Annotated in this window: 21 protein-coding genes and 1 riboswitch; of the genes, 14 read left to right on the forward strand and 7 right to left on the reverse strand. The window is 65.0% G+C overall.

The features are described 5' to 3' along the window. Nucleotides 1-8 precede the first annotated feature (8 nt). The 6 genes from J1M87_RS06065 (at nucleotide 9) to J1M87_RS06090 (ending at nucleotide 7,342) form a co-directional block, all read left to right on the forward strand. A complete protein-coding gene (locus J1M87_RS06065) occupies nucleotides 9-1,001 on the forward strand; it encodes a YafY family protein (RefSeq protein WP_206488598.1) in 993 nt (330 codons plus the stop codon). Then, nucleotides 998-1,993 carry a YafY family protein gene (locus J1M87_RS06070; RefSeq protein ID WP_206488599.1) on the forward strand — a complete coding sequence of 332 codons (996 nt, stop codon included), beginning with the start codon at nucleotides 998-1,000 and terminating at the stop codon, nucleotides 1,991-1,993. Before J1M87_RS06065 ends, J1M87_RS06070 begins: the two co-directional genes overlap by 4 nt. 85 nt (nucleotides 1,994-2,078) lie before the next feature. Then, on the forward strand, nucleotides 2,079-2,348 hold the full coding sequence (gene tatA, locus J1M87_RS06075; protein WP_206488600.1) for a Sec-independent protein translocase subunit TatA: 270 nt from the start codon (nucleotides 2,079-2,081) through the stop codon (nucleotides 2,346-2,348). A gap of 110 nt (nucleotides 2,349-2,458) precedes the next feature. Further along, on the forward strand, nucleotides 2,459-3,430 hold the full coding sequence (gene tatC, locus J1M87_RS06080) for a twin-arginine translocase subunit TatC (protein ID WP_206488601.1): 972 nt from the start codon (nucleotides 2,459-2,461) through the stop codon (nucleotides 3,428-3,430). 27 nt (nucleotides 3,431-3,457) lie between these two features. After that, the gene (locus tag J1M87_RS06085; RefSeq protein ID WP_206488602.1) at nucleotides 3,458-6,232 is read left to right on the forward strand and encodes an RNA helicase; all 2,775 of its coding nucleotides are present in this window, start codon (nucleotides 3,458-3,460) and stop codon (nucleotides 6,230-6,232) included. Between the two features lie 141 nt (nucleotides 6,233-6,373). Further along, nucleotides 6,374-7,342 carry a DUF4333 domain-containing protein gene (locus J1M87_RS06090; RefSeq protein ID WP_206488603.1) on the forward strand — a complete coding sequence of 323 codons (969 nt, stop codon included), beginning with the start codon at nucleotides 6,374-6,376 and terminating at the stop codon, nucleotides 7,340-7,342. Between the two features lie 17 nt (nucleotides 7,343-7,359). On the opposite strand, the gene J1M87_RS06095 is transcribed toward J1M87_RS06090, so the two are convergent. Then, the gene (locus J1M87_RS06095) at nucleotides 7,360-8,337 is read right to left on the reverse strand and encodes a 5'-3' exonuclease (protein ID WP_206488604.1); all 978 of its coding nucleotides are present in this window, start codon (nucleotides 8,335-8,337) and stop codon (nucleotides 7,360-7,362) included. 27 nt (nucleotides 8,338-8,364) lie between these two features. On the opposite strand from J1M87_RS06095, the gene J1M87_RS06100 reads away from it, so the two are divergent. Then, nucleotides 8,365-9,507, forward strand: coding sequence for a Xaa-Pro peptidase family protein (locus J1M87_RS06100; RefSeq protein ID WP_206488605.1), 1,143 nt, complete (start codon nucleotides 8,365-8,367; stop codon nucleotides 9,505-9,507). Continuing rightward, nucleotides 9,504-10,151, forward strand: coding sequence for a nucleotidyltransferase family protein (locus tag J1M87_RS06105; protein ID WP_206488606.1), 648 nt, complete (start codon nucleotides 9,504-9,506; stop codon nucleotides 10,149-10,151). The genes J1M87_RS06100 and J1M87_RS06105 overlap by 4 nt, the downstream gene beginning before the upstream one ends. Here J1M87_RS06105 and J1M87_RS06110 read toward each other — a convergent pair. Next, nucleotides 10,093-10,509, reverse strand: a complete 417-nt coding sequence (locus J1M87_RS06110; RefSeq protein ID WP_206488607.1) for a PPOX class F420-dependent oxidoreductase — start codon at nucleotides 10,507-10,509, stop codon at nucleotides 10,093-10,095. The genes J1M87_RS06105 and J1M87_RS06110 overlap by 59 nt on opposite strands. Before the next feature lie 12 nt (nucleotides 10,510-10,521). On the opposite strand from J1M87_RS06110, the gene J1M87_RS06115 reads away from it, so the two are divergent. Genes J1M87_RS06115 through J1M87_RS28515 form a run of 3 tightly spaced genes read left to right on the forward strand, consistent with a single transcriptional unit; the run spans nucleotide 10,522 to nucleotide 13,285 of the window. Then, entirely contained in the window at nucleotides 10,522-11,313 is a 792-nt protein-coding gene (locus J1M87_RS06115) for an SDR family NAD(P)-dependent oxidoreductase (protein WP_206488608.1), read from the forward strand. After that, on the forward strand, nucleotides 11,286-12,542 hold the full coding sequence (cbiE, locus tag J1M87_RS28510) for a precorrin-6y C5,15-methyltransferase (decarboxylating) subunit CbiE (RefSeq protein WP_241256338.1): 1,257 nt from the start codon (nucleotides 11,286-11,288) through the stop codon (nucleotides 12,540-12,542). The genes J1M87_RS06115 and cbiE overlap by 28 nt, the downstream gene beginning before the upstream one ends. Next, a complete protein-coding gene (locus J1M87_RS28515) occupies nucleotides 12,539-13,285 on the forward strand; it encodes a cobalt-precorrin-6A reductase (RefSeq protein WP_307830737.1) in 747 nt (248 codons plus the stop codon). The genes cbiE and J1M87_RS28515 overlap by 4 nt, the downstream gene beginning before the upstream one ends. Here the strand turns inward: J1M87_RS28515 and J1M87_RS06125 are convergent. Genes J1M87_RS06125 through cobG form a run of 3 tightly spaced genes read right to left on the reverse strand, consistent with a single transcriptional unit; the run spans nucleotide 13,268 to nucleotide 16,569 of the window. After that, nucleotides 13,268-14,761: a precorrin-2 C(20)-methyltransferase gene (locus tag J1M87_RS06125; protein ID WP_206488610.1), complete on the reverse strand. Its 1,494-nt coding sequence runs from the start codon at nucleotides 14,759-14,761 to the stop codon at nucleotides 13,268-13,270. The two genes, J1M87_RS28515 and J1M87_RS06125, sit on opposite strands and share 18 nt — an antisense overlap. After that, complete coding sequence (locus J1M87_RS06130) at nucleotides 14,758-15,384, reverse strand: precorrin-8X methylmutase (RefSeq protein WP_206488611.1); 627 nt, start codon at nucleotides 15,382-15,384, stop codon at nucleotides 14,758-14,760. Before J1M87_RS06130 ends, J1M87_RS06125 begins: the two co-directional genes overlap by 4 nt. A 54-nt stretch (nucleotides 15,385-15,438) precedes the next feature. Then, on the reverse strand, nucleotides 15,439-16,569 hold the full coding sequence (cobG, locus tag J1M87_RS06135) for a precorrin-3B synthase (protein WP_206488612.1): 1,131 nt from the start codon (nucleotides 16,567-16,569) through the stop codon (nucleotides 15,439-15,441). A gap of 80 nt (nucleotides 16,570-16,649) precedes the next feature. Next, nucleotides 16,650-16,726: riboswitch (cobalamin riboswitch) on the forward strand. A 73-nt stretch (nucleotides 16,727-16,799) separates the two neighbouring features. On the opposite strand from cobG, the gene cobN reads away from it, so the two are divergent. The 3 genes from cobN (at nucleotide 16,800) to J1M87_RS06150 (ending at nucleotide 21,315) form a co-directional block, all read left to right on the forward strand. After that, a complete protein-coding gene (cobN, locus tag J1M87_RS06140) occupies nucleotides 16,800-20,405 on the forward strand; it encodes a cobaltochelatase subunit CobN (protein ID WP_206488613.1) in 3,606 nt (1,201 codons plus the stop codon). A gap of 18 nt (nucleotides 20,406-20,423) precedes the next feature. Beyond that, on the forward strand, nucleotides 20,424-20,813 hold the full coding sequence (locus J1M87_RS06145) for a PPOX class F420-dependent oxidoreductase (RefSeq protein ID WP_206488614.1): 390 nt from the start codon (nucleotides 20,424-20,426) through the stop codon (nucleotides 20,811-20,813). Between the two features lie 76 nt (nucleotides 20,814-20,889). Next, nucleotides 20,890-21,315 (forward strand): VOC family protein, encoded by a 426-nt coding sequence (locus J1M87_RS06150; protein ID WP_374222355.1) that lies wholly within the window; start codon nucleotides 20,890-20,892, stop codon nucleotides 21,313-21,315. A gap of 14 nt (nucleotides 21,316-21,329) precedes the next feature. Here J1M87_RS06150 and J1M87_RS06155 read toward each other — a convergent pair whose 3' ends face one another. Further along, complete coding sequence (locus tag J1M87_RS06155) at nucleotides 21,330-22,697, reverse strand: metallopeptidase TldD-related protein (RefSeq protein WP_206488616.1); 1,368 nt, start codon at nucleotides 22,695-22,697, stop codon at nucleotides 21,330-21,332. Continuing rightward, nucleotides 22,694-24,220 (reverse strand): TldD/PmbA family protein, encoded by a 1,527-nt coding sequence (locus J1M87_RS06160; RefSeq protein WP_206488617.1) that lies wholly within the window; start codon nucleotides 24,218-24,220, stop codon nucleotides 22,694-22,696. Before J1M87_RS06160 ends, J1M87_RS06155 begins: the two co-directional genes overlap by 4 nt. Nucleotides 24,221-24,229: the final 9 nt, after the last annotated feature.

Here is a 24,229-nt window from a genome sequence, read left to right on the forward strand (position 1 = left end):
CGACGGTCGTGGCCACCACCAAAGTCGAACGCCTGATGAACCTGGTCATCTGTCTGCTCTCGACGCGTCAGTTCCTGACCGCGGAATGGATCAGGGAGAGCGTTGCCGGGTACGACGACTCCACCAGCCACGAAGCGTTCAGCAGGATGTTCGAGCGGGACAAGAACGAACTGCGCGATCTCGGTGTCCCGTTGGAAACCGGTGCGGCCACCAGATTCGGTGGCGTCGAGGGCTATCGCATCAATCGCGACGCGTACGAGCTTCCCGATATCGACCTCACCAGCGAAGAATCGGCAGCGGTTGCTGTGGCTGTGAAACTGTGGGAGTCGCCCGAGCTCACGTCAGCGGCGCAGAGTGCATTGCTCAAACTGCGGGCGGCCGGTATCCAGGTCGACCAGAACGAGTCCGCAGCGGCGGTCACCGCGGTTCCGGCCAGGACCCGGGGCTCCGAGCCCGCACTGGGCGCTCTGCTCGCTGCCATCGATGCAGGAAAGTCGGTGCGGTTCGAGCATCGACCGTCGTTGACGGAGCCGTACACCACCAGAACCGTCCAGCCGTGGGGCGTCGTGACATTTCGCGGACGCTGGTACCTGGTGGGACACGATGTCGATCGCGACGACACCCGAACCTTTCGCCTCTCCCGCATCGGCGACGACGTCAAGTCCTTCGGTGCACCCCAGAGCGTCCGCAAACCCGACGGTGTCGATCTGCAAGACATCGTTCGCCGGGTAGCGGGGACGTCCTCGGTCTCCGGTACGGCACGAGTGTGGCTGCACGACGGCAGAGCGCTCGAGTTGCGGAGGATGGGAACGGTCGTGGGCACGAAGAACGTGGGCGATCGCACCGGAACAGTCGTGGAGGTGCCCGTGCGCTCCTGGGATTGGATCTCACGTCTGATCGCTGGTCACGGCGCGGATGCGGTGGTGCTCGAACCCGCAGAATTGCGGGCCGACGTGATCTCGACGTTGCGGACTGCCGCGGACTCGGGGAGGCAGCGATGAGCGCGCGATTGTCGACTCGGCTGGCACGGCTGCTGAACATGGTGCCGTTCTTCATGGCCAATCCGGGGCTGAGTGCCGAAGAGGCCGCACACGAACTGGGTGTGTCGACCGAGACTCTGATGGCCGATCTGAACCAACTGTGGATGTGTGGGTTGCCCGGCTACGGACCCGGTGACCTCATCGATCTCTCCTTCTCGGAGGAAAGTATCGATGTGACGTTCTCGGCCGGTATCGACCGTCCACTGCGCCTGACCTCGACCGAGGCCACGGCCTTGCTGGTTGCGCTGCGATCACTGACATCGATGCCCGGAATGGTCGATCCGTCCGCCACCCAGCGCGCGATTGCGAAGATCGAGACCGCGGCAGGATCGGCAGCGGCCAATGTCCCGCTCTCGTCCGATCACGAGAGCTCGGGCACCGAGGAGGGGCCGGTCTCGAGCACTGTGCGCTCTGCTCTGCGCAACCGGCATGCACTGGAGCTGACGTATTATTCGGCCTCGCGGGACGTCGTCACCGAGAGGACCGTCGATCCGATCAGGACCGTGGTCGTCGACGACCACAGTTATCTGCAGGCATGGTGCCGTGGAGCCGAGGGCGTTCGACTGTTTCGGTTCGACCGCATCGACTCGGCGGCAGAACTCGACGAGCCCGCTGCGGCGCCGGAATCGGTCCAGGACGAGGATGCCTTCGAGATCTTCAACGACGATCCTTCGTTGTCGCAGGCACGCCTGAAGGTGTCGCCCTCGTTCACCTGGATTCTCGACTACTACCCGATGACGCAGGTCGCCGCCGACGCCGACGGGTCGATAGAAGTGACGATGAGGTTCGCGACCCTGCAGTGGATGACCCGTCTGACGCTGGGTTTCGGGGGCGGCGTAGCGGTACTGTCACCTGAATCCTTGGTGAACTCCGTGCGCGAGCGTGCCCGTTCGGCGCTCGTTGCGTACGCCGAGCTCGACGCCACCAGCACAGACCGCACCGTGTCGAGATGAACTACAGGCAAACCGGTGTGCGCCTCGTCCCTGGCCGTCACTCGTTGTCGGGTACGCTCGATTCATCTGATCTCAGGAGGTTCACATGGGATTCACCAGTCCCTGGCACTGGGCGATCGTTGCAGTGGTCGTCATCATTTTGTTCGGTTCCAAGAAGCTGCCCGACGCTGCTCGTGGGCTCGGCCGCTCGCTTCGTATCTTCAAGAGTGAGGTGAAAGAGATGCAGAACGACGGCAAATCCGACACCGACACCACGGCGGCACAGCACCCCGCAGCCCCCGCTCAGCTGCCGTCGCCTGCTCCCGTTGCGCCGACCAACGTCGACGCGCAGCAGCACGACGCGAAGTCTGCCTGAGCGCAGTCCGCTCAGCACACCTTCGGTGCCAGTTGGGCACCGAAGGTTCACTGCTGTCGGTGACGGCAACGCGCAGTTGTCCGACCTGAGAAGGCTGACCGTAGAACACCATGCGAATTCCGTTCGATCCGCGGCGTAGTAGGCGCCGAGTCAATCCCGACGGCACGATGTCGTTGGTCGACCATTTGTACGAGCTACGAACTCGGCTCCTGTGGTCCCTCGTGGCTGTCGCTGTCACCACCGCGTTCGGGTTCTTCTGGTACTCGCACACGATCTTCGGTGTCGAAAGTCTCGGCGACCTTCTTCGAGGCCCTTACTGCACGCTCGATCCCAGCCTCCGCGCCGACTTGAGCAACGACGATCAGTGTCGGCTGCTGGCGACCGGTCCGTTCGATCAATTCCTGCTCCGATTCAAGGTTGCGTTCACCGCCGGCGTCGTGTTGGCCTGCCCCATCTGGCTGTATCAGATCTGGGCGTTCATCACCCCGGGTCTGTACGCCAACGAACGTCGCTACGCCGTCTCGTTCGTCACCGCTGCCGCAGCGCTGTTCGTCACCGGTGCGGTCCTGGCCTACTTCGTGGTGGCCAAGGGACTGCATTTCCTGCTGTCGATCGGCGACAACGTTCAGATCACCGCCCTGAGCGGCGATCAGTATTTCGGATTCTTGATCAACCTCCTCATCATCTTCGGTGTCAGCTTCGAGATTCCGCTTCTCGTGGTGGCTCTGAACGTCGTCGGCGTGCTCACGTACGAACGACTGAGGGCGTGGCGCCGCGGGCTCATCTTCGGTCTGTTCGTCTTCGCTGCCATCGCGACTCCGGGACAGGACCCGTTCTCGATGTTGGCGTTGGCGTTGGCGTTGACGGTCCTCTTCGAAATGGCAGTGCAGATTGCGCGGATTCACGACAAGCGTAAGTTGCGCAAGAGAAGAGATGAATGGGGTGATGTGTCAGATGACGAAGCAACGCCACTCGAAGGCGCAGGTTCGATCGAGTCCCCACACGCTGTCGATCCGACACCGCCGCGCACCGGGTTCGGTTCGGCTACCCGCACCCACGCAGAGTACGACGACACGATCTGACCTCTGCCGAAGCGCTGGAGCCGGCGTATGACAGAGACGACCGTGGACGTGCAACCGAGCACGAGCCCCTCCGAGTTGCAGAAATTTTCTGCCGAGCTCGGATTCCCCCTCGACAGATTTCAGGTCGATGCGTGTACGGCACTCGAGAACGGCCACGGCGTTCTGGTCTGTGCCCCCACCGGCGCGGGCAAGACGGTGATCGGCGAGTTTGCCGTGCACTTGGCCCTCGCTGCGGGACGCAAGTGTTTCTACACCACTCCGATCAAAGCGCTGAGCAACCAGAAGTTCGCGGAGCTGACCGCCCGGTACGGCCGAGACACCGTCGGTTTGCTCACCGGAGATTCGTCCGTCAACCCCGACGCCCCCATCGTCATCATGACGACGGAAGTGCTGCGCAACATGCTGTACGCATCCTCCGACGCCTTGCGTGGGCTGTCCCACGTCGTCATGGACGAGGTGCACTATCTGGCCGACCGCTTCCGCGGCGCGGTGTGGGAAGAGGTCATCCTGCATCTGTCCGACGATGTTCGTCTGGTCAGTCTCTCGGCCACCGTGAGCAACGCCGAGGAATTCGGGGCCTGGATGAGCACCGTTCGCGGTGACACCTCTGTCGTGGTGGACGAGAACCGTCCGGTGCCCCTGTCTCAGCACATCATGGTGGGCCGACGGTTGTTCGATCTGTTCGATACGAGAGCGCAGTCACGCGACGGTGACCAGAAGGTCGTCGTCGATCGCGAGCTCGTCCGCCATGTCAAACAACGCCAGTCTCTCGACTCGATGGACCGTTGGCACGCGCCACACAGCCGAGGTCGAGGTGGTCGAGCAGGCGGCGGAGGTCGTGGTGGTGGTCACGGCAGCGGGGCCAACAACCGCCCGCTGGCCCGGCCCGACGTGATCGCAAAGCTCGACGAGGAAGGTCTGCTCCCCGCGATCACCTTCATCTTCAGCCGGGCCGGGTGCGACGGAGCCCTGAGCCAATGCATGCGGTCGCGCCTGGTGTTGACCACGCCGGAGCAGGCCGAAGAGATTCGGTACATCGTGGAAAAGCACACCTCCGAGCTCCCGCGGGAGGACCTGGAGGTGCTCGGCTTCTGGGAGTGGCGTGATGCACTCGAACGGGGGTTCGCGGCCCATCACGCCGGTATGTTGCCGGTCTTCCGGCATACCGTGGAGGAGTTGTTCGTCAAGGGTCTGGTCAGAGCGGTGTTCGCCACCGAGACCCTGGCCTTGGGCATCAACATGCCCGCCCGAACCGTGGTGCTCGAGAAGCTCGTCAAGTTCAACGGCGAAACGCACGCCGAGTTGACGCCGGGGGAGTACACCCAGCTGACCGGCCGCGCCGGACGACGCGGCATCGATGTCGAAGGGCACGCCGTGGTGCTGTGGCAGCCGGGCACCGAGCCGACCGAGGTCGCCGGGCTCGCGTCGACCAGAACCTTCCCGCTGCGCAGTTCGTTCGCACCGGCGTACAACATGTCGATCAATCTGATCGAACAGTTCGGCGCGGCAGACTCTCGACTGCTGCTCGAACGGTCCTTTGCTCAGTTCCAGGCCGATCGCTCCGTGGTCGGCATGGTCCGGGGAATCGAAAAGAACGTTCAGACTCTGGACACACTCGGTGCGCGACTCGGAGGTCCCGAGGGCGAGTACTTCGAATACGCGCGGCTGCGGGAGCGGCTGAAAGATCGCGAGAAGACCCTCGCGCGTCAGAACAGATCGGATCGACGAGACAAGGCCGTCGATTCACTCCGGGCCTTGCGTCGCGGCGACGTCATCTCCGTGCCGACTGGGCGGCGCAGCGGTCTTGCCGTGGTGCTCGAGCCCGACGACGACCAGGCCGATCCGCGCCCGCTCGTCTTGACCGAGGACAAATGGGCGGGCCGGCTGTCGGCAGCGGACTTCCCGTCGCCTGCAACCTCTCTCGGCACGATGCGACTGCCGCGATTCGTCGATCATCGCACCGCGAAGACTCGACGTGATATCGCAGCGGCCCTCGTGACGCGTGGAATTTCGCAGCCGTCGGACCGGATTCGGCGGAAGTCGACAGCAGCGGACGACAAAGAGCTGGCAACTCTGCGCCGCGCCATTCGATCGCACCCGGTCCACAACCGGCCCGACCGTGACGAGCTCGGACGTATCGGCGAGCGCTACAACCGGCTGGCCCGCGAGACGGAAACGATGCGTCAGAAGGTCTCGGCCACGACGAACTCCCTGGCCAGAACCTTCGACCGCATCCTTGCGTTGCTTGCGGATCGCGGCTACGTGACCGAGGGCAAAGATCCGAAGGTGACCGACGACGGTGCCCGATTGAGCCGGATCTACTCCGAATCCGATCTCCTCGTCGCGGAATGTTTGCGGACCGGCCTGTGGCAGGGGCTCTCGCCCGCAGAATTGGCAGCGGTGGTCTCGGCAGTGGTCTACGAGTCACGATCGGAAGGAGACATCACCCCGCACGGTCCGACGGGGCCGATTCGGCACGCGTTGACCGAGACGGTACGGGTGTGGCACGAACTACGTTCCGACGAAGTTCGCCACAAGCTCCCGCCCACGAGGGAACCCGACATGGGCTTCGTGAAGGCGATCTACAAGTGGGCATCCGATCACTCGTTGGTCGACGCTCTGGTCACGGCGGGCGACAACGGTAGAGCGCTCTCGGGTGGAGACTTCGTCCGATGGTGTCGGCAGGTCATCGATCTGCTCGATCAGGTACGGCTCGCTGCCCCGGAGCCGGAACTCTCGCGCACTGCAGCCCGCGCCATCGCAGCCCTACGCCGGGGCGTGGTCGCGGTCGATGCCGCCTGACGAGCGCGTCGTCATCGAGACCGGAGCACAACGTCCGGCTCACGCTCCCGCCGTGAAGCGGACTGCCGGGTCGGTCCAGCGGGAGGTGGCAGGATCGGGATACGGTACCCCCGACGAAACCGAATTTTCAGTGGAGGCGAGATGAGCGGCCCAAACGGTCCGACCGATTCCGACAACAGTTGGTCGCGCAATCCCGACCAGCAGGACGGTACCGCGAAAGACACTCCGGAATCACCCGCGGCTCCGCCTTCGCATACCGGCTCCACTCCTGAGCAGGGTTCGCAGACCCCGGCACCGTCCGCGTGGGGGCCGTACGCACAGCCGCCCGCAGCGCCGAACACGCCCTACGGTGAATCCGCGCCGGGTGGTTACGGGCAGAGTCCGCAACCACCCGGCAACCCGTACCCGCAGGGGCAGTATCCCTCTGCAGGCTATCCACAGGGCCAGTACCCGCAAGGCGGTTACCCACAGGGGCAGTACCCGCAAGGCCAGTACCCGCAAGGCGGCTACCCCCAGGGCCAGTACCCGACCACGCAGAATCCCGCACCGCAGAATCCCGCACAGCAATACCCGGCCGGCCAGCAGTACGGCACGCCGTATCCCGGGGCCGGTGCCCAGGGGCCCGGGGATCCGGCCTATCAGAATCCGTACGCCCCACAGCAATACGGCGGTGGTCAGTACGGTCCCGGTCAGTACGGTCAGCAGCCTCAGCAGCCGTGGAACCCCAACCAGCAGTATCCGAATCAGCAGTACCCGAATCAGCAGGGTCCAGGTCAGCAGGGGCCAGGTACCGCCGGGTCGCAGTCGAAGAAACCTCTGATCATCGTCGGTGCCGTCGTCGCTGTGGTCGCGGTGATCGCTCTGGTCTCGTTCTTTGCCTTCGGTCGGTCGACCGTTCTGGATACTGCGGCCGCACAGGAGGGTGTCCGCAAGGTCGTCACCGAGTCCTACGGTGCTTCCGAGGTGTCCGGGGTGTCCTGCCCGCAGAACATCAGGGTCGAGAAGGGTGCGAGCGTCGACTGCACGCTGACGGTCGACGGAGCGTTCAAGAAGGTGACGTTGACCTTCCTGGACGACGACGCCAACTACGAGGTCTCGCTACCGAAATAGCGCCCTCGGTTGTTCGGTCATGTCCGCTCTGCCGTGGCCGCCATCGCAGCGACGAGGCGTGCCACGGCGTTTTCCACCCCGAGGTTCTCGGCCAGAGCGTCGAGCGCGTTTCTGTCGGCAGGCTCGGCCGGAATCTCATCGGACTTCGACAGCACGACATCCGCATCGGTGACCACCCGCACGACGGGAAGGGCAGCGTCGAGGTAGTCGCTGGCGTTGGCCAGCTTCGCGCGGATGCCCGTGGCCATGTCCGAGGACGGATCGAGCGCCGCGTCGCGCAGTGCTGCGACCGACTCGTACTGGAGCATCAGGGTCGATGCCGTCTTCTCACCGATGCCCTTCACTCCGGGCAGGCCGTCGGAGGCGTCGCCTCTGAGAAGTGCGAGTTCGGCGTATGCCGCGCCCGCGCGGTGCAGAGGAACGCCGTATCGTTCGGAAACCAATGCCGGACCGAACAATTCGGCCTTGGCCAATCCACGCCCCACGTACAGAACCCGAACCTCGTTCGGCTCGTCGGCGGCGACCTGCAACAGGTCTCTGTCCCCGCTGACCACTACCACTGGGTTCCGGCGCTCGCGCGCAGCCAACGTGCCGAGCACGTCGTCGGCCTCCAGTCCGTCCGCGCCTGCGGTGGCGATCCCCAGTGCGGCGAGAACGTCCATGATCATGTCCACCTGCGGAGTAAGGGTCTCCGGAACCTCTTCGCTCTCGGCAACCTCCGGTGGTGCCTCGGCCACCCGGTGCGCCTTGTAGGTCGGCACCAGGTCCACTCGGAACTGCGGCCGCCAGTCCAGATCCAGGCAGACTGCCAATCGTGTGGGTTCGGTGCGCCCGATCAACGCCGAGATCATGTCGAGGAACCCACGCACGGCGTTGACCGGCCGGCCATCCGGTGCCGTAATCGACTCGGGCAGTGCGTAGTAGGCCCTGAACCACAGGCTCGCACCATCGAGGAGCAGCAACGGCGACTTTCCGGGTGCGGTCATGGGGCCCATCTTGCCAAACGGCACTAGCCTGGAGGGATGAGTATCGATTCTTCGGCCAGTTCCTCACGTTTCTCGAGCGACGTATACGCATCCCGGCTCGCGCGGGCCGCGCGCCTGACATCGGATGCGGGGCTGGATGCACTGCTGATCACTCCGGGGCCGGATCTGCAGTACTTGATCGGTTCGAAGGCCAGTTCGTTCGAGCGTCTCATCGCTCTGGTCGTACCTGCCGACGGAAGTACACCCAGCATCGTGGTTCCGCGGCTCGAGCTTGCTGCACTGGGTGATTCCGCGGCCCAGGATCTGTCTCTGACGCTCGTCGACTGGGTCGACGGTGTCGATCCGTACGCGCTGGTCGCTTCCGCGGTACCGGCCGGGTCCAAGACTGCGGTTGCCGATGCGATGCCCGCGCTGCACTTCGTACCGCTTGCTGAGGTCTTCGGTACGGTGCCGGTACTGGCTACGGACGTGCTCCGCGAACTTCGCATGGTCAAGGACCACGCCGAGATCGCTGCGCTGCGTCGGGCCGGGTCCGCCATCGACCGAGTCCACGCCCGGATGGGCGAGTGGCTTCGAGTGGGCCGCACCGAAGCTCAGGTCGCCGCTGACATCGCGGTCGCGATCGTCGAAGAGGGCCACACCGCACCGGAATTCATCATCGTCGGGTCCGGACCGCATGGCGCAGATCCACACCACGAGGTATCCGATCGTGTCATCGAGGCAGGCGACATCGTCGTCATCGACATCGGAGGTCCCGTCGCACCGGGATACAACTCCGACTCGACTCGCACCTACAGTCTCGGTGAACCGGCAGCGGAGATCGCAGCACGATACGCAGTGCTCGAGCGGGCGCAGCAAGCGGCCGTCGATGCGGTGGTGCCGGGAGCGACCGCACAGTCCATAGATGCGGCCGCCCGCGACATCTTGGTCGACGCCGGGCTGGGCGAGGCATTTCTGCACCGCACCGGACACGGTATCGGCCTGTCGGTGCACGAAGAGCCCTACATCGTTGCCGGAAACGACATCCCGCTGACCGAAGGCATGGCTTTCAGCATCGAACCGGGGATCTACTTCCGGGAGCAGTGGGGTGCGCGCATCGAGGATATCGTCGTCGTCACCGCGGACGGCTGCGAATCGGTCAACCTGCGGCCCCACGGTCTGGCCGTCCTGCCTGTATGAGCACAGAACGCGAGGCCGAGTTCGTCTCGATCGTCCGCGCCAATTCCGTTGTCGACGAGATACTTCGACGTGCACCGAAGCTCGGGCTCCCCGGTTGGTATCTCACTGCCGGGGGCCTGTTCCAGACGGTGTGGAACCACCTGGCCGATCGGGAACCGCAGGTGGGCATCCGGGATTACGACTTCTTCTACTTCGACGATTTCGACCTGTCCTACGACGCGGAGAACGACGCGATCGAGGCCGCAGCCTCGATGTTCGCCGACCTCGGCGTCGACGTCGAAGTACGCAACGAAGCGCGTGTGCACCTGTGGTACGAGCAGCATTTCGGCAGTCGGATCGCTCCGTTCCGCAGCACCGAGGATGCAATCGATCACTTCGTCTCGACCACGTGTTGCTTCGGGATCACCGGAGGCAGAGACGGCGAGGACATCGTCTACGCACCGCACGGGTTCGAGGACCTGTTCGCCGGAATCGTGAGACCGAATCCGAGGGTGCCGATGCGGCACGTCTACGAGGCGAAAGCCGCACGGTGGACCACGGAGTGGCCGAACCTGACCGTTCTGCCGTGGCCGTCGGAACAGACCCTCACTGGCGGCTCAGCAGCGAACGGCTACCCAGAACCCGCTGGACCCGGACCTCGATGACAACCCTGGTGGGGTTCTCCCTCGGCACGCGGTAACGCTGGGCGTAGCGATTCTCGGCGTCGACGACGGATTCACGGTCTTCTCGCACCGACGCGGGCCCCTCCAACGTCAGCCAGCGGGCACCGTCGACCTGAGTTACGGCTGCATAGCCACCGCGGCGTGCGTTGATCGCCTTCTGTGACACGTCGTTGGTGATGACCCGGACGACCAGCGCCTCGGCGTCGTAGGTGAACCCGACGGCCACGACGTGCGGTGTTCCATCCGGCCGGAGCGTCGTCAGAGTGGCGAGGTGCCGTTCGGTGAGGAACCCGAGTGCGTCGTCGGTCAGGGCAGTCGCGTCAGCGGGGGTGGCAGCCATAACCCGACTGTAATGAACGGTGCCCGATCGGCCAGACTGGTCGGCGTGAGCAGACGAGCAGAACCCGCAGTCGGAACGCTGTTGCTGCTGGGCGGCCGCAGCGAGATCGGGCTGGAAGTCGCCACCCGACTCGCCCCAGGGCGAACCGTCGTATTGGCGGCTCGGCGCAGTGCAGATCTGGCGGCGCAGATACGACGGGTGCAGCAGGCCGGTGCAGAAGCCGTGCGAACCATCGAGTTCGACGCAGACGCGATGGATACCCATGCCGAACTTCTGCGTGAGGTCTCCGAGCAGCACGGCCCCATCGGGATCGTGGTTCTCGCGTTCGGCATACTCGGAGACCAAGCCCGCGCCGAGAACGATGCTCAGCACGCTCTCGACGTCATCACCACGGATTTCCTGGCGCAGGTCTCGGTACTCACTCACGCCTCGAAGCTCCTCAGGGAACAGGGGAGTGGGGACCTGGTGGTGTTCTCCTCGGTTGCGGGGGTGCGGGTGCGACGCGCCAATTACGTCTACGGATCCGCCAAGGCCGGTCTCGACGGGTTCGCCAGTGGACTCGGTGATGCGCTGCACGGCAGTGGAGTACATCTGCTGCTCGCCCGTCCTGGCTTCGTCATCGGCTCCATGACCGAGGGCATGACGCCCGCACCGATGTCGAGTACCCCCGATCAGGTCGCCGACGTCGTGGTCGCCGCGTTGCGCAGACGCCGGACCAAAGTGTGGATTCCGGGCACTCTCAGACCGGTGTTCTTCGCCATGCGACTACTGCCGCAATGGCTCTGGCGCAGGATGCCGCGCTGATGCCGCAGGTGATTCCGAGCCCGATCGTCGTCGTGGGAATCGGCGCGGACGGCTGGGACGGCCTGTCAAGAGCCTCCCGCACGGCCGTCGAGCAGGCGGATGTGGTGTTCGGTTCCGTCCGTCAAATCGACAGCGTCCGTGCGCATTGCACCGAGACCAGGACGTGGCCGAGCCCGTTGCTGCCGAATTTGAGGCCCATGATCGACGCGTACGAGGGCCGTACAGTGTGCGTCCTGGCCAGCGGGGATCCGATGTTCCACGGAATCGGGGTGAGCCTGGCGCGAGAGTTCGGTGCCGAGCGGCTGCGCGTTCATCCAGCACCGTCATCGGTCTCGCTTGCATGTGCGCGATTGGGATGGGCACTTCAGCACGTCACGACGGTGTCGTTGGTCAACAGCCCGGTCGAGATGCTGTTGCCGGAACTGACCGACGGTCGCCGGATTCTCGTGTTGAGCCGTGACGGCAGCACTCCCGACGAGATCGCGGCAGTGCTGTGCGCCAACGGCTTCGGTGCAAGCGAGGTGACGGTACTCGAACAACTCGGCGGATCGGCCGAGCGAGTGACCGGCGCGATCGCCAGAGACTCGATGTTCGACGGTATCGACGCACTCAATGTCGTTGCGCTCGAATGTGTTCGAGACCCCGGTTCGATCAGGCACACCAGAATTCCTGGCTTGGCCGACTCCGCGTTCGGCGGGGATGGTCAGATGACCAAGCAGGAAGTGCGAGCGTTGACGCTGAGCGCGTTGGCGCCTGCGCCGGGGGAGCTGCTCTGGGATATCGGGGGTGGATCGGGAACCATAGCCATCGAGTGGATGCGGACCGACACTTCCTGTCGTGCCGTGACGTTCGAGTCCTCTCCGGCTCGGCGCGATCAGATCGAGAACAATGCACTGCGTCTGGGAGTGCCCCGCTTGCGCGTACTCGGTGCTGCCCCCGGGAGTTTCACCGACGCGGCAGCCGAGGATGCCGGACCCGACGCGGTGTTCGTCGGTGGTGGGTTGACCTCGCCCGATATGCTCGGGCACTGCTGGCGCGCTCTGCGCGATGGCGGCCGATTGGTCGCCAACTCGGTTACCGCCCAATCCGATTCGCTGTTGCTTTCGGCAGCGGAACGATACGGAGGTCGGTTGCGCAAATTTCAGATCTACCGCGGCGAACCACTCGGCGCGTTCACGACGTGGAGACCGCAGCTGCCGGTCACCCAGTGGTGTGCGAGGAAAGAGTGAAAATCCTGATTCTGGGCGGTACCTCGGAATCGCGGAACCTTGCCGCCGCAGTGAACGAGGAACCGGGGATCGAGGCGGTCACGTCGCTGGCCGGACGTTTGGCAGACCCGGTGCTCCCCGTCGGGCAGACGAGAATCGGCGGCTTCGGAGGGCCGAGCGCACTCGCGCAGTGGCTGCTGCAGAACTCCATCGACGTCGTGGTCGATGCGACCCACCCGTTCGCGGCGACCATCGGCACTCACGCCGAACTCGCCACCCGCCTGACAGGAACCGCACTGCTGGTACTGACCCGACCGCCGTGGAAGGCGGGGGAGGGTGATCGATGGACCTCGGTGGCCTCCATGCCCGAGGCCGCGGCGTCGGTCACGCCGGGCAGCAGAGTCTTCCTCACGATCGGCCGACAGGGAGTTCACCATTTTGCCCACGTCGAGCACTCGTGGTTTCTGGTCAGAGCGATCGACCGTCCCGACGGCCCGGTGCCGCCGCACATGACGCTCGTGCTCGATCGGGGACCGTTCGACGAACGCCACGAGGCGACGCTGCTCGCCGAGCACCGAATCGACCTGGTGATCACCAAGAACAGCGGCGGCGACATGACCAGAGCGAAGCTCGATGCAGCGCGGGCGACATCGGTACCGGTGCTGATGGTCGACCGTCCCGCACGACCGACAGCGGCATCGACCGTGGACACCGTCGATGCCGCCGTGGACTGGTTGAGAAATCGGCTACTCGCTGCAATCTGACCGATAGCGCCGGGAGGTGAACACCTTCGGTCCACTTCCGGTGTCCACCACGGTGGTCATCGAGGAACCGATGATGAGCAGGCACCGCATATCGATCGACTCGGGATCGAGTTCGGCGAGGGTCACGGTGCGAACCGATTCCTCCGCGCTGCCCACTGCCCGGCCGACGACGACCGGCGTGTGCGGTGAACGGTGCTCGAGGAGAATCTCTTTCATCGCTGCTACCTGCCAGGTACGCGACGCCGACGCCGGGTTGTAGATTGCCAGTGCCATGTCGGCTCCGGCCACCGCGTCGAGTCGTTTCGCCACCACATCCCACGGCTTGAGTCGATCGGAGAGCGACACGACGGCGTAATCGTGGCCGAGCGGAGCCCCGACCCGACTGGCCACGGCATTGGCCGCCGTCATGCCCGGGACCACCCGAACCGGCACCGAACTCCATTGCTGTTCGGCCGCAACCTCGATGACCGCCGTCGCCATGGCGAACACACCTGGATCACCAGAGGACACCACGGCGACGCGGCGCCCCTGTTTGGCGAGATCCAGCGCGAAGGCTGCCCGTTCGGACTCGACCTTGTTCTCGCTCGAATGCCTCCCCTGACCCGGACGCTGCGGTACGCGGTCGATGTAGGTCACGTAGCCGACCAGATCGGTGGCGGCGGCCAGTTCGGCCCGGACCTCGTCGGTGGTCCATGCGTCGTCCCCCGGTCCGAGGCCCACCACCACCACTTCACCGGCAGCAGTGTTGGTTTCGGTTCGATTGGCGGGGCTAGGTACCACGATCATCGAAAAGTACGGCACATTGTCGGCGTCGGCGGCGCCCAGCACACGCTGCTCTGACGTGCTGGCGCGCTCGACGTAGAGCGCCTCGTCCAACCTGCCCGATCGCTCCAAAGCGTCGAGCACCGTGGGGTAGGTCCGGCCGAGCTTCATGATGACCGCGGCGTCGGTTCCCCGAAGTCGTCGGGTCAGCTCGTCCGCGGACAAGGTGCCGGGAAGTACTGTCAATACCTCGTCCCGTTCCACCAGCGGAGCAGCCACTGCGGCAGATGCGGCGCTGACCGAGGTCACGCCCGGCACGATCTCGACCTCGAACCGGTCCGCCAGCCTCTTGTGCATGTGCATGTACGAGCTGTAGAACAGTGGGTCGCCTTCGGCCAGAAGCACTACCGAACGTCCGGCGTCGAGGTGCGCTGCGAGGCGAGCGGCAGCGGATTCGTAGAACTCGTCGATCGCGCCCTGGTATCCGCCCGGATGCGCCGTGGCCTCTGTGGTGACCGGATAGACGAGGTGCTCTTCGATCTGCCCAGCACGCATATAGCCGGCCGCCAGCCCTCGGGAAATGCTCCGACCGTGCTGTGCGCTGTGAAACGCGACCACATCCGCCGCGCCGATCACGCGGGCGGCCTTCACGGTCAACAACTCCGGATCGCCGGGACCGACTCCGACGCCCCACAATTTGCCCTGTGTACTCATTCCTGCTCGCTCGCAATGGCATTGACAGCAGCAGCGGTGATGGCACTACCGCCGCGCCTGCCGCGCACGACCAGATACTCGACACCGGTGTCGGCGGCAATGAGGTCCTCTTTCGACTCGGCCGCGCCGATGAAGCCGACCGGGCCACCGACGATGGCGGCAGGCTTCGGTGCTCCCGCTGCGAGCAATTCCATCAAATGGAACAGTGCAGTGGGTGCGTTGCCGATCGCGACGACGGCACCGTCGAGCTTGTCACCCCACAACTCCAGTGCCGCTGCGGTTCTCGTCGTCCCCATGCGCTGAGCCAACGCAGGTACCCTCGGGTCCGAAAGGGTGCACAGCACTTCGTTGTCGGCGGGTAGTCGACGACGCGTCACCCCCGCGGCCACCATGTTGGCGTCACACAGCACCGGAGCTCCCGCCCGTAGCGCAGCGCGCGCGGACACCACGACGTTCGGGGTGAATCCGATCGTCTCGGTCAGATCGATTTCTCCCACCGCATGGATCATGCGCACCACGACCTGGGCGACATCCGGTGCGAACCGCGACAGATCTGCCTCGGCTCGGATGGTCGCGAACGATTGTCGGTAGATCTCGCCGCCGTCGCGGACGTAGTCGTGCATGCGTGTCACGATAGGGGAGAGGGACCCCTCAGCAGGAAATCGGTCTCGGTCGGTTCAGGACACGCGATAGCCGATTCCTGTCGCAACCACGTCGGTGACCTCACCTTTGGGGCGCCCACATCGACGCTCGCAGCCGGACCAGTGCTGCCGCTCGTCTCGCGGAGTCATGCGGGCATCCACCGCGGCTGCGAGGTCGGCCCGAACATCGGCCTGTGACTTCGCGCAGCCCGGCGATCCAGTACATGAACTCACCCGAATCCAGGGCGATGCCTCGTCGAAGATCAGCCCCATCGGAGCGAGCACGCGCACCACCTGCTCGGCCGGTTCCTCGTCCAGATCACACACGATCAGAGACCGCCACGGGGTCACGATCAGCGGCCGATCGATGGCGGCGAGGAACTCGGCGAGCCGAGCATCGAGAATGCCGTTCGCCAATCCCGCGGCCAACGCCACTCGGCCGTCGACCTGGTCGAGCCACCCGATCGGCGGCACCTCCACAGGCGCAGGCAAGGTCAGGACCGGGCCGGCGTCGAGCCCCAGACGTTCGATGACACGATCTGCCCCACCATCGAGTTCGGCCAGTCGCCACTCGGATCGGCGCAGTTCGACGAAGGCCGCGGCGCAGTCCAGCAGAGTCGACACCACGGCACCGCGACCGATTCGAACACCGCTGTCCAGTCCCGCCAACAACAGGGCGTAGGACCCGTCGGCCTGGGCGTAGACGCCGAAGTCCGGTTCCAGGCCGCACATATCTCCCCGGCCGTCGTCGATGGCGAACAACACCCGCCCAGGCAGCTCGGCCAGCTCGTCGGCCGCGCAGATGCCCTCGTCCAGTTCTCCGACCAGTGCCCGCACGTCGGTGATGCCGTCGACTCGCCCCGAGAGCGGTGAGGCGAGGATGTTGCGCACCCGCTCGTGAGACTCGGACGGCAGCAACCCGGATTCGGCCACTCTGCTCGCCAGCGCGTCCGGATCCGAGACCGCGCGCACCTGAATGTTTCCCCGAGAGGTGAGCTCCAGGGTGCCGTCGCCCAGCTCTGCCGCGGCCTGCGCCAGCATCTGTATCTGGCGGGGCAGCAGGACGCCACCCGGCAGCCTGATGCGCGCGAGCGGACCGTCCGCGGCCGGATGTGTGGTGAGCGCTCCGGGGCAACCGTCGGGCAGCGGCCTCTCAGGCGATGTCATGTTTCAAGGCTACAAGTGCGCTGGGTGAACAGATCTCGTGCACGCACCGGTAGCATTCGGTGTCACGGCTACGGCCGAGAGGAAACCGGCGAAAATCCGGTACGGTCGCGCCACTGTGACCGCCCTGCGTTTCACCTGCGCAGCGCGGAAGTCAGACCCTCTCTCCGATCAGCTGCAGAGAAGATTCACCGATTTCAGGGGCGCGAAAACCCCCGAGGAGGGCGTTACCCGTGTTCTTGTTGCTGTCCACATCGGACACCGATCTGCTCAGCGCTCGCGCCAGTGGAGCCGACTACACCTGGGGCAACCCCTCCCGTCTGCTCGCCGAGGACATCCCGACGATGGCCGAATCGGCCGAATTGATCATCGTGCGAATCCTGGGGTCGCGGCGGTCGTGGGAGTCGGGCATCGCTGCGGTGCTCGCCACCGGACTGCCCGTTGTGGTTCTCGGCGGTGAACAGGCACCGGACGCGGACCTGATGGAGATCTCGACCGTGCCGGCGAACGTTGCCGCGCAGGCGCACAACTATCTCGCCGAGGGCGGGTCGGACAACCTGCGCCAGCTGTACAACTTTCTTTCCGACACCGTTCTGCTGACCGGGCACGGTTTCGACGCACCGCAACACCTCCCGACGTGGGGGCATCTCGAGCGAAGCTCCGCACCGCACGCGGGGGTGCCGACGGTCGCGATTTTGTACTATCGCGCCCAGCACCTTGCCGGAAACACCGCGTACATCGACGCGCTCGCCACCGCGGTGGAGAACGCAGGTGCCACTGCGCTGCCCATCTACTGCGCATCGCTGCGCACCGCCGAAGCCGATCTGCTCGAAACCCTGAAGTCGGCGGACGCGTTGATCGTGACCGTCCTCGCCGCAGGTGGTACCAAACCTGCCGGAGCGTCGGCAGGCGGTGACGACGAAGCCTGGGACGTGGCCGAACTCGCTGCACTCGATGTTCCGATCCTGCAGGGCCTGTGCCTGACGAGCTCGCGCGCGACATGGGCCGCGAACGATGACGGCCTCTCGCCGCTGGACGTCGCGACCCAGGTCGCCGTGCCCGAGTTCGACGGACGTCTCATCACGGTTCCGTTCTCGTTCAAGGAAATCGACGACGACGGCTTGACGACGTACGTTCCGGACCACGAGCGCGCGGCACGCGTGGCAGGTATCGCGGTGCGGCACGCCCGGCTGCGGCACATCCCGTCGGCCGATCGCCGTATCGCCCTGATGTTCTCGGCCTACCCCACCAAGCACGCGAGGATCGGCAACGCCGTCGGCCTCGATACTCCGGCCAGCGCCATCGCGTTGATGTCGAGCATGCGCGCCGCCGGCTACGACCTCGGTCCGATCGACGGACCAGATTCGGTGCCCGGACTCGCCGCACGCGACGGTGACGCGCTCATCCATGCCCTGATCGCCCGTGGCGGCCAGGATCCGAACTGGCTCACCGACGCCCAGCTCGAGGGCAATCCCATTCGCATCTCCGCGGCGCAGTACGGGCAGTGGTTCGAGCAGTTACCCGCAGACCTGCGAGCGGCAGTGGTCGAGCATTGGGGCCCGGCACCAGGCGATCTCTACGTCGACCGATCTGCCGATCCGAACGGTGAGATCGTCATCGCCGCAATGTGCTTCGGCAACGTCGTCGTCATGGTGCAGCCGCCGCGCGGATTCGGCGAGAAGCCCGTTGCGATTTATCACGATCCCGATCTACCGCCGAGCCACCACTATCTTGCTGCGTACCGGTGGATTTCGGCCACTCGGGAAGACGGCGGTTTCGGCGCGGATGCGATGGTCCACCTGGGCAAGCACGGCAACCTGGAGTGGTTGCCGGGTAAGACACTCGGCATGTCTGCGTCCTGTGGAACCGATGCGGCGCTGGGTGATCTGCCGCTGATCTATCCGTTCCTCGTCAACGATCCGGGGGAGGGCACGCAAGCCAAGCGTCGAGCGCACGCGACCCTCGTCGACCATCTCATTCCCCCCATGGCACGGGCGGAGAGTTACGGAGACATCTCTCGGCTCGAGCAACTGCTCGACGAGCACTCGAACATTTCGGCGCTCGATCCAGCCAAGCTGCCCGCGATTCGGCAGCAGATCTGGACGCTGATGACGGCGGCGCAGATGCACAAGGATCTGGGGCTGGAGGAGCGGCCCGAGGAGGATGTCTTCGACGACATGCTCCTGCACGTCGACGGGTGGTTGTGCGAGATCAAGGACGTCCAGATCCGAGACGGACTGCACGTTCTCGGCCAGGAGCCCGTCGGAGATGCCGAGGTCGACATCGTGCTGGCGATGCTGCGAGCTCGGCAGATGTGGGGCGGCGAACAGACAGTTCCCGGTCTGCGCGAAGCCCTCGGCCTCAGCGAGGACGGCGAGGAAGAACGCACCCGCGTCGACGGTATCGAGTCGATCGCCCACGGTTTGGTCGCGAACATGCAGGCCACCCAGTGGGATCCGAGCCAGGCCGCTCGCGTCGCCGGTGAGCACGGCGAGACAGTGGCGCAGATTCTCGAGTTCGCAGCCGCCGAGGTGGTGCCGAGACTGCGGGGCACCTCGCGCGAGATCGAGCAGGTGCTGCACGCCCTCGACGGCGGGTTCATCGCGGCGGGACCGAGCGGCTCACCGTTGCGCGGATTGATCAACGTCTTGCCCACCGGACGCAATTTCTACTCGGTGGATCCCAAGGCCGTGCCGTCGAGACTGGCATGGGAGACGGGCCAGGCGATGGCCGAGTCTCTCCTTGCTCGCTATCGCGAGGATCACGGTGAGTGGCCGAAGTCCGTTGGGTTGTCGGTGTGGGGGACCTCGGCGATGCGAACCTCCGGTGACGACATCGCGGAGGTGTTCGCGCTGTTGGGGGTCTCGCCGGTGTGGGACGAGGCATCGCGCCGGGTCACCCGGCTCGAGGTCGTCGATCTCGTCGAGCTCGGCCGCCCTCGTATCGACGTGACGGTCCGAATCAGTGGGTTCTTCCGCGACGCGTTCCCCCATGTCCTGGCGCTGCTCGACGACGCGGTGCGCATGGTGGCCGCGCTGGACGAGGAACCCGATCAGAACTACGTCCGAGCGCATGCCCAGGCAGATCTCGCCGAACACGGTGACGAGAGGCGTTCCACAACACGCATTTTCGGTTCGAAGCCGGGTACCTACGGTGCCGGACTGCTGCAGCTGATCGACAGCAAGACCTGGCGCAGCGACGAGGACCTGGCGCAGGTCTACACCACCTGGGGCGGCTTCGCGTACGGACGCGGCCTCGACGGTGTGCCTGCCTCGGACGACATGCGCACCGCCTACAAGCGCATTGCCGTTGCCGCCAAGAACACCGACACCCGTGAGCACGACATCGCAGATTCCGACGACTACTTCCAGTACCACGGCGGCATGGTCGCAACCGTGCGAGCGTTGACCGGGAAGTCGCCGGAGGCGTACATCGGCGACAGCACGCGACCGGAATCGGTTCGCACGCGCACTCTCTCGGAAGAAACCGCGCGTGTGTTCCGGGCCAGGGTGGTCAATCCCCGGTGGCTGGAGGCTATGCGCAGACACGGATACAAGGGCGCGTTCGAGATGGCTGCCACGGTCGACTACCTGTTCGGCTACGACGCCACCACGGGCGTCGTGCACGACTGGATGTACGAGAAGCTCGCCGAGACCTACGTCCTGGACGAGCAGAACCAGAAGTTCATGCGGCAGTCCAATCCGTGGGCGCTGCACGGCATCGCCGAACGGCTGCTCGAAGCTACCGAACGACAGATGTGGGCCGAGCCGAACGAGCAGGTTCTCGCGGGGCTGCGTCAGGTCTACCTGGAGACCGAGGGCGCGCTCGAGGGGGAGTAGCGACGTATTCTGACGGGTATGGTCGCCACCTTCGAAGACATTGCACAGGGCAAGTACATACTGCTGACCACCTTCAAGAAGGATGGCACCGCGGTGCCCACTCCGTTGTGGGGCGCTGTCGAAGGCAACCGACTGCTCATGTGGACCGTTGCCGATTCGTGGAAGGTCAAACGAATACGCCGCAACCCGAAGGTCACTATCGCACCGTGCGACGTGCGCGGCAATCCGCAGGGTGATGCGGTCGACGCCGTCGCCGAGATCCTCGGTGCGGCCGAAACCGAGAAGGCCCGCTCGGCTGTCGTATCGAAGTACGGCATCCTGGGGTGGCTCGTCGTCACGGGCAGCGTGCTGCGACGCGGCAAGAGCGGCTCGGTCGGGCTGGCAATCACCGCGGCCCGAGCCGAGTAGATCGGCACCATCGATCGTCGGCCTGGTTCCGAATGACTCCTGAGGTAGCTTCCCTGCTGCCGGAATGGAGCATCACGTGCCTATCGCAGTCACCGACTACAACCATGTTCGCCTCACCGTCAGCGATATCGACCGATCCCGATCGTTCTACGACGCGGTATTCGGGTTCGAAGTCGCCTACGCCTGGGACCCCGATGCCGACGAGGAGACCAAGAAGGCACTGTGGTTTCTGTTCGGTGGCGTCATCTACAAGTTCGGTGGAGGACTGCTCGGCTTGCGTCCGGTAGCACCGAGCGACGACACCTTCGGTGAAGATCGGTGCGGGCTCGATCACCTCAGCTTCACCGTGGCCACTCGGTCCGCGCTCGAAGATGCAGTGAAGACACTGGACGAGTTGGGCATTGCGCACGAGGGCATCAAGGACGCCGGTCCTGGTCTGTCCATCGTCGAGTTCCGTGATCCGGACAACATAGCCCTCGAGCTCTCCGGGCCCGACAAGTAAATGCGGGGCCGACGCTAGCGAGCAGCGCTGACCGAGGACATGTGGAAATCGGGTATGCGTAGCGGCGGCATCGCTGTGCGAGTGAACCAGTCCTTCCACTCGCGCGGCAGTGTCGCCTCGGTTGCCCCTGCCTCGGTCACGCGGCGCAGTAAATCCAGCGGACTTTCGTTGAAGCGAAAATTGTTCACTGCACCGCTGATCTTGCCGTTCTCGATGGCGTAGACGCCGTCTCTGGTCAATCCGGTGAGCAACAGTGAGGTCGGATCGACCTCACGGATGTACCAGAGCGTCGTCAGCAGCAGGCCGCGTTCGGTGTCGGCCACCATCTTGTCCAGACGAGTGTCCGAGCCGCCCGTCATGACGAGATTCTCGCCCGGCACCGCGACGGAGGCTCCGAACCTCTCCGCTGCTGCGCGTGGATAGGACAGCGCTGCAATCGATCCCTCGCGCACCCAGTCGACCCGGTCGATGTCCATGCCGTTGTCGAACACCGAGAGCGCATCACTCGACGAACCCGCAACCACGAACGGGGCGTACTCGAGACCGGCTGCGTGTGGATCGGAGTACAACGTGAGCGGTAGCTCGGTCAGCTGCTCGCCCACTCGGGTTCCGCCTGCACGCGAGAGAGCGGTGCGACCTTCCTGCGCTCCGCGACCTTCCATGGTCCACATCAGATAGATCATCAGATCGGCCACGGCCGACGGAGGCAGCACGGTCTCGTAGTGGCCGGCCGGCAACTCGACGGTGTGCTGTGCCCAGCCGAGCCGAGTCGACAGCTCGGCCAGCAGACTCGGAGTCGAGACGTCCTCGAAGTCGGTGGTTCCAGCGCCTACCCATGCGCTCGCGCCCGCTCGTTTGCCGTTGATCTCGACCGATCCGGTCGGCTGTGTGAATGTTCTGCGCAGACCGGTCGAGGTACCGAGCCAGACGTTGTCGACCCGATGCTGAGCGAACCCGTACAAGGCGTCGCGGCCATCGAACCCGACGTTCAAATCCGCTGCCAGCGAACCGAACACGTCGATCGAGGTATGTTGCGCGGCGCGATCCCAGTTCTCCGAACCGACCGAGTCCGACGGCGGCAGCAAGGGCATCGCGTCATCGGCGGGCTCGGCCGACCGCGCCGCCGATTCGCTGGCGCGCACGACGGCCTCGATATCCGCCGGGTCGACGCTCGTCGAGGACACGGTGCCCACTCTTGCCGTATCCGCACCACGCACGATCGAGACCACCTCCCAGCGTCGGGAGATGGCAATTCCATTGGTGGTCATCGAATTACCGGCCCAACGCAGAGTCGCATCGCTGGAGTCGGTGACGATCACGATCGCGTCGTCGACGTTCGAGCAGGCAAGAGCGCGTTCGACCAACAGCTGTGCGGCGATCATCGACCGGCCTCCGATCGGGTGTTGAGGACGTTGACGCCGCGGAACAGCGCTACCGGGCAGCCGTGGCTGACGGCCGCGACCTGCCCGGGCTGCGCTTTGCCGCAGTTGAAGGCACCGCCGAGTCGCCACGTGGACGGTCCGCCGAGTAGTTCCATCGAGCCCCAGAATTCGGTGGTCGTCGCCTGGTATGCGACGTCGCGCACCTGGCCGTCGAGCACGCCGTTGCGAATACGGTAGAAGCGTTGACCGGTGAACTGAAAGTTGTAGCGCTGCATGTCGATCGACCAGGACTTGTCGCCGACGACGTAGATGCCGTTCTCGACCGCCCCGATGACGTCGGCCGTGCTTCGGTCGGTGTCGTGATCGGGGTGCAGGGATACATTGGCCATCCGCTGGATCGGCACGTGATGGGGCGAATCTGCGTACGAGCATCCGTTGGATCGCTCCAACCCGAGCCGGGGGGCGAAGACCCGATCGAGTTGGTAACCGACCAGCACTCCGTCGCGGATCAGGTCCCACTTCTGTGCAGCCACGCCCTCGTCGTCGTAGCCGATGCTGGCCAACCCGTTGATTTCGGTCCGGTCGGCGCTGACGTGCATGATGGGCGACCCGTATCGCAACGTTCCCAGCTGATCGGGGGTCGCGAACGAGGTGCCTGCGTACGCGGCCTCGTAGCCGATTGCGCGATCGTATTCCGTTGCATGACCGATGGATTCGTGGATGGTGAGCCACAGATTCGTCGGGTCGATGACGAGGTCGGTCGGTCCTGCGACCACGGAAGGGGCCTTCACCTTCTCTGCCAACCATTCGGGAATTCGGGCCAGTTCCTCGGCCCAGTCCCAGCTGCTGTTCTCGCCGAGATATTCCCAGCCTCGTCCGACCGGCGGTGCGAGAGTTCGCATCGTTTCGAACGCACCGGCGGATCGGTCGACGGTGGTCGCCTCGAACTGGGGATGTAGTCGCACCCGTTGCTGCGTGATGCTGCTGCCTGCCAGATCGGCGTAGAACGATTGCTCCTTGACCTGCATCACGGTGGCCGTGACGTGATCGACCCCGTCCGAGGCGGCCAACCGAGACGAATATTCCGCCAGCAGCCCCACCTTGTCTGCGGTAGATACGTCGAATGGATCGACGTCGTAGTCCGACACCCACGTCGCGTCGGAGTACACCGGTTCAGGAGCGAGTTCGACGCGTTCGCGGTTGAGGGCCCGCAGGAATGTCGCCACCTCGACGGCTTTCCTGGCCGTCGACGCAGCCGCGTCCGTGCCGAGTTCCGCGTGCGACGCGAACCCCCAGGTGCCGTCGACCACCACACGCACGGCGAGCCCGATCTCGCCGGCATCGACGGCGGATTGCACCGAACCGTCGCGCAGCGAGATCGACTGGGTCGTCAAGCGCTGTACGCGCACATCGGCATGGGATGCTCCCGCCGTTCGTGCGGCAGTCAGTGCCGCGTCCGCGAGGGCACGCAAGGGGAGGTTCAGGAAGTCGGCGTCCACCGACCTGTCCGATTGTCTCGTCACATCGCAGAC

The organism is Rhodococcus sp. KRD162, assembly GCF_017168335.1.
Lineage (GTDB): Bacteria > Actinomycetota > Actinomycetes > Mycobacteriales > Mycobacteriaceae > Rhodococcoides.

What these genes read in the sequence shown, in the direction of transcription:
- J1M87_RS06070 (WP_206488599.1), top strand. Translation starts at nt 998, where the DNA reads ATGAGCGCGCGATTGTCGACTCGGCTGGCACGGCTGCTGAACATGGTG.
- tatA (WP_206488600.1), top strand. Translation starts at nt 2,079, where the DNA reads ATGGGATTCACCAGTCCCTGGCACTGGGCGATCGTTGCAGTGGTCGTC.
- tatC (WP_206488601.1), top strand. Translation starts at nt 2,459, where the DNA reads ATGCGAATTCCGTTCGATCCGCGGCGTAGTAGGCGCCGAGTCAATCCC.
- J1M87_RS06085 (WP_206488602.1), top strand. Translation starts at nt 3,458, where the DNA reads ATGACAGAGACGACCGTGGACGTGCAACCGAGCACGAGCCCCTCCGAG.
- J1M87_RS06090 (WP_206488603.1), top strand. Translation starts at nt 6,374, where the DNA reads ATGAGCGGCCCAAACGGTCCGACCGATTCCGACAACAGTTGGTCGCGC.
- J1M87_RS06095 (WP_206488604.1), bottom strand. Translation starts at nt 8,337, where the DNA reads ATGGGCCCCATGACCGCACCCGGAAAGTCGCCGTTGCTGCTCCTCGAT.
- J1M87_RS06100 (WP_206488605.1), top strand. Translation starts at nt 8,365, where the DNA reads ATGAGTATCGATTCTTCGGCCAGTTCCTCACGTTTCTCGAGCGACGTA.
- J1M87_RS06105 (WP_206488606.1), top strand. Translation starts at nt 9,504, where the DNA reads ATGAGCACAGAACGCGAGGCCGAGTTCGTCTCGATCGTCCGCGCCAAT.
- J1M87_RS06110 (WP_206488607.1), bottom strand. Translation starts at nt 10,509, where the DNA reads ATGGCTGCCACCCCCGCTGACGCGACTGCCCTGACCGACGACGCACTC.
- J1M87_RS06115 (WP_206488608.1), top strand. Translation starts at nt 10,522, where the DNA reads ATGAACGGTGCCCGATCGGCCAGACTGGTCGGCGTGAGCAGACGAGCA.
- cbiE (WP_241256338.1), top strand. Translation starts at nt 11,286, where the DNA reads ATGGCTCTGGCGCAGGATGCCGCGCTGATGCCGCAGGTGATTCCGAGC.
- J1M87_RS06125 (WP_206488610.1), bottom strand. Translation starts at nt 14,761, where the DNA reads ATGAGTACACAGGGCAAATTGTGGGGCGTCGGAGTCGGTCCCGGCGAT.
- J1M87_RS06130 (WP_206488611.1), bottom strand. Translation starts at nt 15,384, where the DNA reads ATGCACGACTACGTCCGCGACGGCGGCGAGATCTACCGACAATCGTTC.
- cobG (WP_206488612.1), bottom strand. Translation starts at nt 16,569, where the DNA reads ATGACATCGCCTGAGAGGCCGCTGCCCGACGGTTGCCCCGGAGCGCTC.
- J1M87_RS06145 (WP_206488614.1), top strand. Translation starts at nt 20,424, where the DNA reads ATGGTCGCCACCTTCGAAGACATTGCACAGGGCAAGTACATACTGCTG.
- J1M87_RS06155 (WP_206488616.1), bottom strand. Translation starts at nt 22,697, where the DNA reads ATGATCGCCGCACAGCTGTTGGTCGAACGCGCTCTTGCCTGCTCGAAC.